Below are 14,479 nucleotides of genomic sequence, written 5' to 3' on the forward strand. Positions count from 1 at the left end.
AAAAAAGCTGATATCCCACCACATTGGGGATATCAGCTTTTTTGAACTTTATTTGAATTGTGCACTAGAAACAAAGGTAAAACAGGATCTAACTAGAGTAAGAAAAACTGATCTCTTTCTCTCGATATCCAATTCTCAGCATCTTCATTATCCTTTTTAACTAGTCGGTTAACGAGGATATCATGCCAAATGTAGTTTTCTAGAAAATTGATATGAACCGGATCATCTGTGTAAAACGCTGTTTCTCTTTCTTCAGAAGAGGGGCCGTAAATTGTCTCCTTGCCATCAATGGATAAGATAAACCATTTGTTCTCTCCAATATTGTCTACATAACTGGTTTTACGATGAATATCTATCCCTGGTAATGGGTTGTCAACTTGAAAAACAATACCTTTGAGATTACAATACGCTGCTGTATCTTTTAGCTCTTGTTCAAGTTTCTCATACATCTTATCCCATATGGAAACAATCACTCTTTTCTCAGCTTTTTGTAATAAAGTACGACAAAAGGATAGAATATGCCGTTCTCCTTTAAGAGTCATTACACGGTTATCGGAAATGGGCTCTGTTTTTTCAAATTGCTTTAATGTATCACTTATGGATTGATAGGTATTGTTCCATTTTGTTTGAACAGATTCTAAAAATACATCGACAGGTAAAGGTGAATATTGAACCGAATCATTAATTTCTTCTTTTAACACGATTCCCTCTTCTTGAAGCCCATTTAATATTTCATAGATACGCGCTCTAGGAATTCCTGATTCCTTGCTCACTTGATAGGCACTTGTTGGTCCTTGACGTACCAAAGAAACATAAGCCTTTGCTTCATATTGACTAAATCCTAGAGACTGAATTTTTTGAATGATATCTTGCATAGTACCTCCTAGTGCAATTAGTAAGTTATATCTATAATACCAAATCTCTATTTGAAAAGTTAAGAAGTTATAAAATCGTAAAAGTCTTATTTACATGGATAAATTTTTTAGTTACTATTTAAGTAGTAACTAAAAAAATGTCTTACTCTAATTTTTTTAGTAAAGTAGATAACTTTGGATTAAGGAGCCCCCATCAGCGAGTGATTCGTCCTTAATTCTATTGATACGGAGGTTTCTTAGATGGAAGATATTAATATTTCTACACTTTTGTTGTTAGTATGTTTCGGATTTCTAGCAGCATTTATTGATTCTGTAGTCGGAGGCGGAGGTCTCATTTCTATACCTGCTTTATTATTTTCAGGTCTCTCCCCTACAGCGGCAATTGCTACGAATAAATTGGCCAGTTCAATGGGATCTTTAACAAGTACCATTGCCTTTATCCGTTCAGGAAAAGTCGATTTTCAATTAGTAGCAAAGTTGTTTCCTCTTATTTTCACAGGGTCCTTACTAGGTGCCTGGGTAGTCAATTTTGTCTCACCCGAATTATTAAAGCCATTGGTATTAGTTCTCTTAATAGCCGTTGCTATTTATACGATTCTAAAGAAAAACTGGGGACATGAATCGACTTACCAAAAACTATCTTTGCAAAAAGCCCTACTATTTTCATTTATTATATTTGCAATTGGTTTTTATGATGGATTTTTAGGTGCTGGAACAGGATCCTTTATATTATTTGCCTTTTTGATTATTGGTTTCGATTTTTTACACTCAGCGGGAAACGCAAAATTTCTAAACTTCGGAAGTAATATTGCGGCGCTCATCATGTTCATTTTTCTTGATGCGGTCAACTTTTCCTATGGGATACCGATGGGGATATCTATGATAGTAGGAGCTTTAGTAGGTTCTAAATTCGCCATTAAGAAAGGAGTAGCATATGTAAGAGTGTTATTTATCTTTGTTACTGTTTTCTTAATCATAAAAAATATTATTGATTACATAAAAATTTTGTAATCGTTTATAAGCCGGCATACCTTTAAGTTAAATTAGACTTAACATGTTTTTCGATTTGATTACACTCTTTCACACCTCTAAATGTGACATATAGGAATTATTTAGGTATATGATAGATAGATATAGAATGTGTGGAAAGGTGTGGTTGGTGATGAGTGAAAAGTGGAATGGTGAAGAAATGGTAGATGTAACTGGGAAAACGATTGTGATTACCGGAGCTAATAGCGGTATTGGCTTTGAAACAGCCTTTGTGCTCGCTAGTAAAGGGGCAGAGATAATTCTTGCGGTTCGGAATGCTTCAAAGGGCGAAAAGGCTGTCGAAAGAATTACCTCCGTCTACCCTAAGGCGGACGTACGAGTGATGCAACTCGATTTAAGTGATTTAAGCAGCATTCGTCATTTTGCTGATTCCTATTTGGAAAACTATGACTCACTTTCTGTTCTTATCAATAATGCAGGTGTCATGATCCCACCTTACAGTAAGACGAAGGACGGTTTCGAGCTACAATTAGGAAGCAATCATCTCGGTCATTTTGCTTTGACAGGTCTGCTTCTTCCGTGTATTCTCTCTACACCAAAATCGAGGGTTGTCACATTAAGCAGCTTAGCCGCCATCAATGGATTTATTGACTTCGATAACTTAAATGGTGAAACTAATTATAAACCCATGAAATACTATGGGCAAAGTAAGCTCGCCAATCTTCTCTTCGCCCGCGAATTACAGAACAAGTTCAATCAGCACCAAGCCGACTCGATTAGTGTTGCCTGTCACCCTGGCCTTGCTCATACGAATCTTATGTCACGCGGATCAGGAAGACCGGTAAATAAGTTCGTCCACTTTCTTTCCAAAACTATCACCCAGCCTGCAAGCATGGGGGCGCTTCCGACTCTGTACGCCGCGACGGAACCTGCCTTAACGGGCGGAGAATACATCGGACCCGATGGAAAGAAAGGCAGAAAAGGCTTTCCTAAAAAAGACGATATTATTGATACTTTATATAATAAGGAAACCTCGAAGAAATTGTGGGATATTTCGGAAACTATGACAGGTGTCAAATATAGTTTCACCGCAGACATATACAATAAATAATTATCGAGTCAATCACTTATAAAACATTCGTTAAAAGAGCAATTTTCAATGCTCTTTTTTATTTTTACCTTTTCAATAGAATGGGTGAGCGAGCCTATAAAAGAAAGAAACTAAAAACATTAAAGAGGTGCGTAAATGCTTAATAATGAAAAAATCACTTTATATCCACTATTCTCAATGAAAGCAAAAGAGACCGAATGAATAAAAGGCAGGCAAGTTTTTATCTCAAATAGGTTAGCTGTTGCCTCCCCCCTCTCATCTTCTTTCCGGATATGCTATGCGGTCCACACTAACATGGATTTTAAGACCAAAAAAAGAGGAAGCATAATGCTTCCTCTTTCTACATCCATTATTCAGCGTCAAAAACTTCGACTTTCTCCATTTTGTCGCCATTTTTCATAGCTTTAGCTGTTTCAAGTCCAGATGTTACTTTACCGAATACCGTGTGGACACCGTTAAGATGTGGTTGCGGTGCGTGAACGATAAAGAATTGGCTTGAGCCAGTGTCTTTTCCAGCATGTGCCATAGATAGGCTGCCTGCTTCATGTTTATGAGGATTTCCTACAGTTTCACACTTGATCTGTGTGCCGCTTCCGCCTGCACCTGTACCTGTTGGATCTCCACCTTGGCTTACGAAACCTGGGATGACACGGTGAAATACTACGCCGTTATAAAATCCTGTGTTCGCTAAGTTTTCGAAGTTAGCTACTGTGTTTGGTGCTTCGTTCGGGAAAAGATCGAATTCGATTTTTTCTCCATTTTCCATAAGTATGTATCCTTTTTTAGCCATGTAAAACATCTCCTTTAATATAAACTGAATCAAACCTTATAGTAACATTTTTAGAAGAAGAAAGAAAAGATAGAGCCATTTATTTCGAATTCAATCATTATACAGCTTACCGTCTTTTCTTATATAATTAGAATGATTTAAATCAAAGGGGGAACTAATTATGGTACAACGATTTGATGCATTAGTCGTGGACAAGCAAGAGGACCAATTTTCCGTTAGCATTCAGGAACTAACACTTGATGACTTACCTCAAGGCGAAGTGCTCATCCGCGTTCATTATTCAGGTGTGAATTATAAAGATAGCCTAGCTAGCATTCCGAATGGAAACATAGTCACAAACTATCCAATTGTTCCGGGAATTGATTTAGCTGGTGTCGTCGTTTCATCAGAGAATCCCCGTTTTAAAGAGGGAGACGAAGTCATTGCGACTTCCTATGGAATCGGCGTTTCCCAATCCGGGGGCTATAGTGAATTTGCCCGCGTTCCTGCAGAGTGGATTGTTCCACTTCCTGAGGGCCTTACATTGAAAGAAGCGATGGTTATCGGGACGGCTGGTTTTACTGCGGCCTTATCGGTTCTCCGTCTAGAAGAAAATAACCTCACTCCTGATCAAGGAAGTGTTCTCGTAACTGGTGCAACAGGTGGGGTCGGCAGCTTTGCAGTCTCGATACTTTCCAAACTTGGCTATTCGGTTGAGGCGAGTACAGGAAAAGAATCAGAACACGGGTACCTAAAGGAAATTGGTGCCTCAACAATTGTATCACGTGAAGATGTCTACAATGGCAAGCTTCGGGCACTAGGCAAACAAAAGTGGAGTGGTGCGGTTGACCCAGTTGGCGGAGAACCACTTGCTTCTGTCCTTAGTCAAATTCAATACGGAGGTTCTGTTGCGGTAAGTGGATTAACAGCAGGTACCAATCTACCAGCTACTGTCTTTCCATTCATCCTAAGAGGTGTTAATTTACTCGGAATTGATTCCGTGAATTGCCCAATGGATACGAGATTGAAGGTTTGGCAGCGACTCGCTACCGATTTTAAGCTGGCACATTTAGAACAGCTCATACAACGGGAAATTACCCTTAAAGATTTACCGGATGTCCTTCCTACCCTTTTAAAAGGGGAAGCAAGAGGCAGAACAATCGTTAAACTATAAACCAAAAAGTGACGAGAGCATTGACTTCTCGTCACTTTTCATTGTGAATTTTTATCGATAGGGAGAATGATATCAACGATGGTTCCTTTTCCTACTTCACTACTAAATTGGATTTCACCCTTATGCTCATGAATGATTTTAGTACTGACCATGAGTCCTAATCCTGTTCCTTTTTCCGTTGTACTATAAAAAGGCTGTCCTAAATGCTTTATACGCTCTTCTGAGATTCCACTACCCTGATCAATAAAGGAGATAACTATGGATTCCCCTTCATATTTTAACTGAATATGAAGTTTCCCTCCTTTAGGCATTGCTTCTATCGCATTATTAACGACATTAGTAAACACCTGTTTTAACTGAGTAGGCTCACCAAGGACCCATGCAAAATTCTTTTTATATTCTTTGATAATTTCAACGTCATTTATTATCGCCTGAAACTCGGCTAACATAATTACACTGTCTAATATATCGGTAAGCTGAATCGATTCCCAAACCTTCGCTTCAGGCTCTGCTAAGCTCAAAAATTCATTGGCTAAAATTTCAATTTTCTCAACTTCACTTACAGTCATTTCAAGATAGTCCTTTTTATCAGGGCTTTCTCTCAATAGTTGTAAAAATCCTTTAACCGTTGTTAACGGATTCCTTATTTCATGTGCAATACCCGCAGCCATCTGCCCCACCGCAGATAGCATGTTAGATTTACAAAGTATTTCTTCTGTTTTCTTACGCTCGGTAATATCTCTGCAAAACACCTGTATGGCTGGACGGTCCTTATAAATAATCGGAAGTCCAAGTGTTTCTCCATAAAATTCTTGTCCATCAAGTCTAATGAACTTTTGCTCCAATAAATCAACTGCTTTATAATCGTCTCTCATTATCTTGATTCGTTTTTTTACAGTTTCTAGAGAATCAGGGTGAACGAACTGAAAAACGGACATGCCAATAATATCATCTACACTATCCATACCTAGCATTTTTGCCCCCATAGGATTCATATACTCAATGACCCCATTACGATGCACAAAAATCGCTTCAGGTGATACTTCCACTAAACTGCGATACCTTTCTTCACTTTCCTTCAAGGCAGCTTCAGCAAGCTTTTGATCCGTGATATCCCGATAAACGAAGGCAAATGCACTCGGCTCATTTGTATTGTCCTGGATAGTAAAAAGGGAGATGCTTACATTGATTAACTGGCCATCTTTTCTTTGTCTAACCGTTTCAAAGCCTTTCTTTTGTTCCCCTTCCCTAACCTGGCTATGCAATTCATTTACTGACTCCTTCAAAAATTCAGGAATAATTGGAAACGGTTTACCTATTATTTCATCATTTGTCCAACCAAAAAAATCTTCAAAAGCAGAATTAACTTGAAGGGTTTTTCCTTCCAGATCAACGATAGAAATGGCGTCCGCATTATTCTCCATGAAAGACTTAAGTTGCTCTGCGATTTCCTCCGACTGTTCTCCCATTTGCCTTTGCCCATAATTAACAAGCCTTTTACTCATCAATTTTTTTATTCCTTTCTTATCCGGAAATTTACTGTCTCAATTTTACAGTATCAGTAAATCATTTGCTAGTTTTAGCATATGATATTTTGATTACATAATTGACACACAAAGAGGCCAAACCTCCATATAAGGTTCAGCCTCTTTTCTAAAATGTATTATAAATATTTTCACATTCTGTACCTGTGGGTTCATAAAAACAATGAAGCTTAAAACGCCCTACTAAAGGCTGGTTATACCAGGTTGCCGGACAATCTCCCGGTGGCCTGAAGTACCATAGGCTAAATTTTGAAGGCCATATCCTTTCACCATTTACACTACGACGCGCAAGTCTTTTTTCTCTCTCTCTTGCTCGTTGATAAAAATAACCTTTTTGAACAGCTTCGAAGGCATGTTCCTGATAAACCATATCCGGAATCGTTCTTAATCCTAAAAAATCGGAACAGTTCGACCTTATTCGGTTGACTCCAACATTCCCAATCATCAGCATGCCTTGATCACCTTCGCTCTCACCTTCAGCTCTAAGCAACCTTGCCAACAATGCAATATCAGAATCCGTATGTTTTACGACGGCCATTCTATCACCTCCACTTTTTTTATCCTATGCCTAGTGGGTAGAAAAATGACTTCTTGATTTAACAAAACCTTCATACACACTACATGCCCTTTCAACAATGCGGCACTATACTTAAGTAAGGCTGGATAGCACGCGTGGCTATCAAGGTATTTGGCGAAGGCGGGGCCAGTACTAGTACTTTTTATACATATAAAAAAGACGACACCCAATGTGCCGTCTTTTCCAGTTTCCCATCAATCCTGCGGATCAAAAGCTGCTTCGAACGCTAGGGATACCTTTTCGAACTCCTCGTCCGTTTCGATATCGATTAGCTCTCCTTCACCCTCGACTCTGAAAAAGAAAATATCAATATCATCCTCTGTATCTTCTTCAATATCTTCAAGCAAGCCCACTGCTACATATTCCGTTCCTTCTACATCTAATGATCCTAGAACTTCAACTTCATGGCCCTCGTCATTGTCATCAGTAAGGGTGAAAACTTCACCTTCTCGAATTTTTCCCATAATATCTCTCCTCTCATATCCATTAATAATGGCGTTGTTCCCATAGTATATCTACTATTTCATATAGAAACAAATTTTTGCTTACAAAAAGATAAATTCTTTTCTTTCTTTGAAATATGTCACTATAGCCTCAATATATTTTTCGTATTCCCCTGTCCTTAACAAATGACTTCTCCACTATACATGTGTAGACAATACTTTTTCTTAATTAAATATTGTCTATTGATTTATCGATCACTTTTCACGATTTACCAGTCCATTCTTCCTTCATTAATCATTTTTTTAATAATCAGACAAACACTACCTCAAATTGTAATTTTATTACGAATAATGTTATATATACTAGTATTAGCATATTGCACCTAAACAGAAGGAGGAAGTTCCTTGGCTATAAAAAGAGTCGATCATATTGGAGTTGTTGTTAGAGATCTTGAAAAATCCATAACCTTTTATCAGGATGTTTTAGATTTAAAATTGAAATCGCGGGTGCCACATACAGATGGGGTAATCCAACTAGCATTCCTTGGATACAATGATTCAAACGAAACAGAAATTGAATTAATTCAAGGTTATAGCGACACGCTGCCATCCGAAGCAACAATTCATCATTTTGCCATCAGTGTCGATGATATAGAAGAAGAATATGCTCGGATTCAAGGCTTTGAAAACGTCGAGCTAATTGATCAGGAAATTGTTACCCTGCCCAATGGTTATCGCTATTTCTACATATATGGACCAGAAAAAGAATGGATTGAATTTTTCCAAAGATAATTATTAATAAAAAAGCAGAGTTGCTAAAACTTCTGCTTTCTTTGCGTTGCATCATAAAACACCTCTCTTTTACAGCAATGCTGAAATATATGGCTATATCATACCTACTAAAGGAATCCCCCTTCTCTTTAACCAAAATAAAAAGAACCTTACAGGTTCTTTTTTGGTTTAGTTGTTAGAATGCATATTTGAATAACCCATAATATAACGGTCCAAGACAGACGACTAATGTGATTGCAGTCAATAATTTACTAATAGAATCAGGTAATTCTTCTGCTTTCTTATCACTATTGTAGTTTTTGCTCATAAAGCTGAAAATAATATCCCATAGCAAAGAACCAACAAATACGCATTTCCATACCAGAGGTGTAAGGATAGAGGTTTTCGTTATGTACCCAAATAACCCTACCCAAGTGATAATCGAAATGACAAAATCCATTTTTGCAAGAGAGGTTTTATAAGCACCTTTAATGAGAAAACCAATCGCGGCCGTTCCTAATATTCCTAAATAAATCATCCAAAATATATGTCCCATTTCTCATTCCTTCTTCCCTATGATTCTTCAATTATATGAAGAACCAAAGGAAAAGGAAATCTCTTAATAATTGAAGCCATTGTCCAAACGATGTAAGCAGAAGTTTTGCGTACAAGAACCACTACATCCACGAACATTCGATACAGGATTCAATGAAATAAAAAAGGAAGTGGTGTGAGGACTATTACGAATAAAGATGATTCAAGGGACCCTACCCCTGAATCACCTTTGCTTTTATCCCCGTTATTACCAGCTTGCCTTTTTGACACCAGGTAAATGTCCTTTATGAGCGAGGTCTCGAAAAACAATACGTGACATGTTAAATTTGCGCATATACCCACGCGGTCTTCCTGTTACTCCACAACGATTGTGAACACGTGTTGGTGAAGAGTCTCGTGGGAGTTTGGCCAATGCATCAAAGTCCCCTTTCTCTTTCAGTTCCCTACGGATCTCTGCATATTTTTCTACCATCGCCAACTGTTTTTGTGCTTTTACTACTTTAGATTTTTTGGCCATTTGAATCTCTCCTTTATTAAAATATAGAGAATGTTATTTAGGTTATATAATTCTATAAACTGTTCACGATTCGTTCCGCTACCTATCTTTCTTCATAAAACATAATCATTACGATTTAAAATTCAAAATTACTTCGTTTCACGGTGAAGCGTGTGTTTCTTTAAACGCGGGCAGTACTTTTTCAATTCAATTCGATCCGGGTTATTCCGCTTGTTTTTCGTTGTGATATAATTTCGGTCCCCTGTTTCTGTGCATGCTAAAGTGATGTTTACTCTCATCTTTGTTTCCTCCTATTTAGTTTTTTAATGAACTATTTCCGTAAAAGCAGGTAATGGATCTTCATACTGAGACCAATCCTGCTGCAACTCTATTTCCGTCAACAAGCATTGATCTAATTCATTTTCGATTTCCTGTTGATTCATTTGAATGCCAATCATCACTAGTTCCGTCATCCGGTCTCCGTAAAGATCATCCCAGCTTTTCAACAATTCAGGTTCATCCTGCAATATCTGCTGTTGTTCATCTTTAGGATAAGCTGCAATCCATTTACCTGCTCCCTGGATCATTAATGACGGTCCAGCCTGTGATAGCAGGCCTGCTGTATCATTTCTCGATGCCAACCAAAGGAAGCCCTTTGCCCTCACCACTTCCACCGGCCAACTTTCTAACCACGTCATCAGCCGCGATGGATGAAATGGCTTTTTCCTTCTGTAAACGAAGGAGGCTATCCCATATTCTTCGGTTTCTGGAATATGCTCTTCATTTAATTCCTTTATCCAGCCTGCTCCTTGGCTCGCCTTTTCAAAATCGAACAGATGGGTGTTCATGACTTCTTTTAGCGGCACCTGGGAATGACTCGTTTCAATGATCCGCGCATCAGGATTTATTTTTTGAAGAACCGCGTTCAATTCCGCAACTTCTTCTGCTTTCATTAAATCGATTTTATTTAAAAGAATCACATTAGCGAACTCTATTTGGTCAATCAATAGATCAACCACTTCCCTCTGATCGGCCTCATCGGTTGCCTGCATTCGATCAATAAGAGTTTCCCCTGAAGCGTAATCCTGCCAAAAGTTCTTCGCATCAACAACGGTAACCATCGTATCGAGCCGACAAAATTTTGATAAATCAATTCCCACGTTTTCATCAACATACGTGAAGGTTTGAGCGACTGGAACGGGTTCACTGATACCAGTCGATTCAATCACAATATAGTCGATATTACCTTTTGTGGACAGCTTTTCAACCTCAATCATTAAATCCTCACGAAGTGTACAGCATATGCAACCGTTCTGCATTTCCACCAACTTTTCATCTGTCCGAGTAAACCCTCCCTGTTTGACAAGGGACGCATCAATATTGACCTCACTCATATCATTGACGATGACCGCAACCTTCAGATTCTCTCGATTTTCAAGGATATGATTCAGCAGCGTCGTCTTTCCCGCACCAAGGTATCCACTTAAAACCGTAACGGGGATTTTCTTATTTCTCATTCACAAACACTCCTTAAACATATCTGCATTTTAAATCCATTCACAAATCAAAATCATTACGATTTATACCATAGGATTACTTTCTGTTTAAATCCACCCCCCTTATAATAAAACGTAATCATTACTATTTGCAAGTTTTTTTTAAAAATTTTATTGATTTCAATTTTCCTTCCATTACACCTTTTTTAATAGTATAAGAATCATAAAAATAAAAATAAATGGAGGCCCAATCACACATAACAGCATGTGTAAAGAACCTCCAGTGTTATTGTCATATTCACATTAAGCTACATCACCAATTTTAACCTTATTCCACCATTTCCAACTCTGAAGATTTTACTGTCTCTTGTTCAAAAGATTCAATCTCTCGTTGTTTCGCCAGTTTAGAAGCTTGTGACACGGACCACGTTAAATTCCCAAAGGCAATCACTGTCCCTACCGAGATAACTAACACCTTTTTACAAAGTATTTTCTTCAATAGCAACCTCCTGAAAATGTATTGGAATACTTCAAATATAAACCAACAATGTTAACCTAACATCAAGAAACTGTAAATGTACGGACTTATTTTTGTACTTTAGATGTAACAAAAAAAGCTGATTGCATAGGCAGTCAGCTTTTCATAGTTGATTCTTATTATTTATAAAACACTTTGTCGATATTGTATTTTGCATGAAGTTTGTTGATCATGTACGTTTCATAGATTTCACGTTCCATTGCGTCTTCTACAACAAGAATGTCAATTTTTTTGACTTCATTACGGTGTAACTTAATCGGAGAAACATTATCCTCGAAATGTTTTTTGACTCTTTGTCTTAATTTACGTGCTTTTCCGACAAAAATCAGCTCATCATTTTCGTTATAAAACATGATGATGCCGCCTTTATCACGGGGAATTAAATGAAAATCAATGAACCCGTAAATTTCTGGGATGATCGCTTCGTCTCCCTCTATTACTTGTTTCCTTTGTTTAATGCTTATATCCGCTGCAGGGATCTCAATATTTATCATTAAAAATCACGTCCTCTATTTGTGTAAGGTAAAACTTCCAACATTGGGCCTGTTTACCCTTTGATGGTTAATATGCACAAAACCAAAATTGCTGCGCCCTGTGTCAACGCCTGGCAACTTACGCCCGGCTCTGCTTTATTCCTAAAGGTAAATGTTATCATAATTATGAAGGAAAAGCCATGCATGCCTTATTTGAGCGTTTATAAGCGATATAGATTGCAATCATGGAAATCAGTGAAAGAACACATATATTAAAAACCTATATCACGGTCCTATGTATACTTTACCCCAACATATAAAGAAGAAGACCCGTTAAGAGTCTCCTTCTTTATCAGAAATATCCGTTACCACTTGTGAGCCTTTGCATTACTTTTTAGTTTAATGTTTGTTTGCGATTCTTGCGTATGGCCATTTACTTGAGACTTGGAACGCTTAGGTCTTGTCCAGTTATGGTGAAACTTTTGAGAATGTGGATCTAATTGATCTTTATAACTCATTCTGTATCACCTCATCAATAGGATTTGGATATTCTGTACACGTGATAGGTCATCCCTATCACATGTCCTAGTATTTGATTTTTGCAAGGCATTCATACACCACTATTATTAAAAAGTAAATTCCATGGACTTACCTTTTGAAAGGACCTTCCCTTGACTATCAATCGCATCACTTGTCATAAAGGAAATTCCCTTCACATCTTTAGCACTTAGAATGAAACCAATGTTCCCCTGCTTTGAGCCATTTCCTTCTATTTCCCCGTTCAGCTCTTCTAAGTAGATGTCATCTTCCCATGTCATATGTTTCCCACTGTCAGTTTCCAGAAAAGCAACCGGGGAGAACATAACGTTTTTCTCTGAAGTATTTTTGATTTCAACATTCACTTTTACGATATCGAATTCGTCATCATGTGTGTATCCATGAAAGAAATCAATCATACTGTAATCCGGGAAGGCATGCATCACCTTTATATCTTTGATTACTACCTCAATCGGACCGACCTTCAGAGACTCATTTGCCTTATTATAGGCCTTTAATGTTAGGTCACCTTTTGCATCGGAAACCGTTTGGCCGATTTGTTTCAGGTTAATATCATCAGGAAGTTGTGGATTCGGAACATAGACATCCTTTTTCACCAATGGTTGTGCAACTTCCTCCGTTTTTTCTTTCCCTTTCTGTTCGTCAAAAGCTGGTTGAGTGTTTAGAGCACCAAATGTGGTTAATAAAAGGGCACCTATAATTAGTTTGTTCACGGAATCCCTCCCAGAATTCATTACCTTTTCTTTAATAGATCAAAGATGATCTTAGCCTGGTCCGTATTATCAACCTGGCCGGCAAAGCGCTCTTTATATGGACCGTATGCATAGACCGGTACATCTTCACCTGTATGACCGCCGGTTGTCCACGCGGTATTAGTCCGATTATCAAATATTGCTTCTATAGCATTATCGATGTTCGTCACATTTTTTGTTTTAGCTGCATCTGAAACCGTTTTGATTTCATCTTTAGTCAGCTTGACTTTATTTTGATCGATATATTGTTTTAAAGTCTTTTCTACATCCGCGCCTTTTACGATCGCATCAGCCATAAAGTCAGGTGTACGTTTTGCAGCCTTAATCGGTTCACCGAACCAGTTATAAATACCCTTTGCTCCAATTGAGAATCCTCCAGTAGAATGGTCAGCAGTCGCCACTACCAAGGTATGCTTGTCTTTCTTTGCAAATTCAATGGCCGCTTTGTATGCTTTTTCAAAGTCCTCCATTTCACTCATCGCACCTACAATGTCATTATCATGTCCAGCCCAATCGACTTGGCTTCCTTCAACCATCAAGAAGAACCCATCTTTATCTTTGTTCAAACGCTGAATGGCTGAATTTGTCATGTCTTTCAAAGAAGGAGTTTCGTTTGGACGATCAATCATTTTCGGTAGTCCTTCTGAAGCAAACAAACCAAGAACCTGTTTATTTTTATCCTTTAACATTTGATTTTTATCGGTTACATAACTATAGCCATCTTTTTTGAAGGCTTTCGTCAAATCAATATCCGGTCGGACAAAATTGGATTTCCCACCACCTAGCAGGACGTCAATCTTATGTTTGCCATTAATTAATTCCTTATAATAATCATCCGCAATAGCATTCATGTTTTTCCGGCTTTCATCATGTGCACCAAAGGAGGCTGGTGTAGCATGAGTGATTTCCGAAGTCGCAACAAGTCCAGTCGCTTTTCCTCTTTCCTTTGCGGCTTCCAACACCGTTTTGACATTGGATTTATCATTATCAACAGCGATTGCAGCGTTATAGGTTTTCACACCTGCAGACATCGCCGTTGCCGCTGAAGCTGAATCCGTTATGTTTTGTGCAGAATCCTCTGGGTATGTCATCTGCTGACCAACCAAGTATTTATCAAACTCTGTCCTTTCTGCCACTGAAGTAGCAGGATTATCTTTTAAATACCGGTAAGCGGAGGTATAGGAAACACCCATGCCGTCACCTATCAAGAAAATGACGTTTCTAATTTCTGGTGATTTTTGTGATTTTTCCTTTGCCAACGCATCTTCATTAGTTGTGGACCATGTTAAACTTCCAATTGCTAAGGCAGAAACGAGGGTAATAGGCAAAAATCTTTTACTCAATTTACTCTTCAAAA

18 protein-coding genes are annotated in these 14,479 nt (G+C 38.1%); 4 read left to right on the plus strand and 14 right to left on the minus strand.

Annotated features, from left to right (window positions below; translation table 11 throughout):
• Positions 1–92 precede the first annotated feature (92 nt).
• Positions 93–875: a TrmB family transcriptional regulator gene (locus tag RE409_RS24765; RefSeq protein ID WP_201222792.1), complete on the minus strand. Its 783-nt coding sequence runs from the start codon at positions 873–875 to the stop codon at positions 93–95.
• A 240-nt stretch (positions 876–1,115) separates the two neighbouring features.
• Here RE409_RS24765 and RE409_RS24770 point away from each other — a divergent pair, with 240 nt between their 5' ends.
• Entirely contained in the window at positions 1,116–1,886 is a 771-nt protein-coding gene (locus RE409_RS24770) for a TSUP family transporter (protein WP_201254043.1), read from the plus strand.
• 151 nt (positions 1,887–2,037) lie between these two features.
• On the plus strand, positions 2,038–2,976 hold the full coding sequence (locus tag RE409_RS24775; RefSeq protein WP_201254044.1) for an oxidoreductase: 939 nt from the start codon (positions 2,038–2,040) through the stop codon (positions 2,974–2,976).
• 349 nt (positions 2,977–3,325) lie between these two features.
• On the opposite strand, the gene RE409_RS24780 is transcribed toward RE409_RS24775, so the two are convergent.
• Positions 3,326–3,766 carry a peptidylprolyl isomerase gene (locus tag RE409_RS24780; RefSeq protein WP_053348803.1) on the minus strand — a complete coding sequence of 147 codons (441 nt, stop codon included), beginning with the start codon at positions 3,764–3,766 and terminating at the stop codon, positions 3,326–3,328.
• Positions 3,767–3,926: 160 nt separating this feature from the next.
• Between RE409_RS24780 and RE409_RS24785 the strand changes: the two genes are divergently transcribed.
• Positions 3,927–4,919, plus strand: coding sequence for an NADPH:quinone oxidoreductase family protein (locus RE409_RS24785; protein WP_201187093.1), 993 nt, complete (start codon positions 3,927–3,929; stop codon positions 4,917–4,919).
• A 38-nt stretch (positions 4,920–4,957) separates the two neighbouring features.
• Here RE409_RS24785 and RE409_RS24790 read toward each other — a convergent pair whose 3' ends face one another.
• From RE409_RS24790 to RE409_RS24800, 3 genes are all read right to left on the minus strand, one after another.
• On the minus strand, positions 4,958–6,424 hold the full coding sequence (locus tag RE409_RS24790) for a PAS domain-containing sensor histidine kinase (RefSeq protein ID WP_201254045.1): 1,467 nt from the start codon (positions 6,422–6,424) through the stop codon (positions 4,958–4,960).
• Between the two features lie 148 nt (positions 6,425–6,572).
• A complete protein-coding gene (locus RE409_RS24795) occupies positions 6,573–7,001 on the minus strand; it encodes a cell wall hydrolase (RefSeq protein ID WP_201222786.1) in 429 nt (142 codons plus the stop codon).
• Positions 7,002–7,234: 233 nt separating this feature from the next.
• Complete coding sequence (locus RE409_RS24800; protein ID WP_053348799.1) at positions 7,235–7,504, minus strand: DUF1292 domain-containing protein; 270 nt, start codon at positions 7,502–7,504, stop codon at positions 7,235–7,237.
• 384 nt (positions 7,505–7,888) lie between these two features.
• On the opposite strand from RE409_RS24800, the gene RE409_RS24805 reads away from it, so the two are divergent.
• The gene (locus tag RE409_RS24805; RefSeq protein WP_056523096.1) at positions 7,889–8,275 is read left to right on the plus strand and encodes a VOC family protein; all 387 of its coding nucleotides are present in this window, start codon (positions 7,889–7,891) and stop codon (positions 8,273–8,275) included.
• 175 nt (positions 8,276–8,450) lie between these two features.
• Here the strand turns inward: RE409_RS24805 and RE409_RS24810 are convergent, their stop codons facing one another.
• The 9 genes from RE409_RS24810 to RE409_RS24850 all read right to left on the minus strand — a co-directional run bounded on the left by RE409_RS24810 (position 8,451) and on the right by RE409_RS24850 (position 14,477).
• Positions 8,451–8,810 carry a hypothetical protein gene (locus tag RE409_RS24810; protein ID WP_242485368.1) on the minus strand — a complete coding sequence of 120 codons (360 nt, stop codon included), beginning with the start codon at positions 8,808–8,810 and terminating at the stop codon, positions 8,451–8,453.
• Between the two features lie 246 nt (positions 8,811–9,056).
• The gene (gene rpsN, locus RE409_RS24815) at positions 9,057–9,326 is read right to left on the minus strand and encodes a 30S ribosomal protein S14 (RefSeq protein WP_053348793.1); all 270 of its coding nucleotides are present in this window, start codon (positions 9,324–9,326) and stop codon (positions 9,057–9,059) included.
• A 128-nt stretch (positions 9,327–9,454) separates the two neighbouring features.
• On the minus strand, positions 9,455–9,604 hold the full coding sequence (gene rpmG, locus RE409_RS24820) for a 50S ribosomal protein L33 (protein WP_053348792.1): 150 nt from the start codon (positions 9,602–9,604) through the stop codon (positions 9,455–9,457).
• Between the two features lie 24 nt (positions 9,605–9,628).
• The gene (locus tag RE409_RS24825; protein WP_201222785.1) at positions 9,629–10,822 is read right to left on the minus strand and encodes a GTP-binding protein; all 1,194 of its coding nucleotides are present in this window, start codon (positions 10,820–10,822) and stop codon (positions 9,629–9,631) included.
• A 307-nt stretch (positions 10,823–11,129) separates the two neighbouring features.
• Positions 11,130–11,300, minus strand: a complete 171-nt coding sequence (locus tag RE409_RS24830; RefSeq protein ID WP_201187105.1) for a hypothetical protein — start codon at positions 11,298–11,300, stop codon at positions 11,130–11,132.
• A 158-nt stretch (positions 11,301–11,458) separates the two neighbouring features.
• The gene (locus tag RE409_RS24835) at positions 11,459–11,833 is read right to left on the minus strand and encodes a nucleotide excision repair endonuclease (protein WP_053348790.1); all 375 of its coding nucleotides are present in this window, start codon (positions 11,831–11,833) and stop codon (positions 11,459–11,461) included.
• Positions 11,834–12,177: 344 nt separating this feature from the next.
• Positions 12,178–12,330, minus strand: a complete 153-nt coding sequence (locus RE409_RS24840) for a YpzG family protein (RefSeq protein ID WP_201187107.1) — start codon at positions 12,328–12,330, stop codon at positions 12,178–12,180.
• Between the two features lie 108 nt (positions 12,331–12,438).
• A complete protein-coding gene (locus RE409_RS24845) occupies positions 12,439–13,083 on the minus strand; it encodes a DUF4352 domain-containing protein (protein ID WP_201222784.1) in 645 nt (214 codons plus the stop codon).
• A gap of 20 nt (positions 13,084–13,103) precedes the next feature.
• Positions 13,104–14,477 (minus strand): alkaline phosphatase, encoded by a 1,374-nt coding sequence (locus RE409_RS24850; protein ID WP_274607084.1) that lies wholly within the window; start codon positions 14,475–14,477, stop codon positions 13,104–13,106.
• Positions 14,478–14,479 lie beyond the last annotated feature (2 nt).

It is taken from the genome of Peribacillus sp. R9-11, from assembly GCF_031345095.1.
Lineage (GTDB): Bacteria > Bacillota > Bacilli > Bacillales > DSM-1321 > Peribacillus > Peribacillus butanolivorans.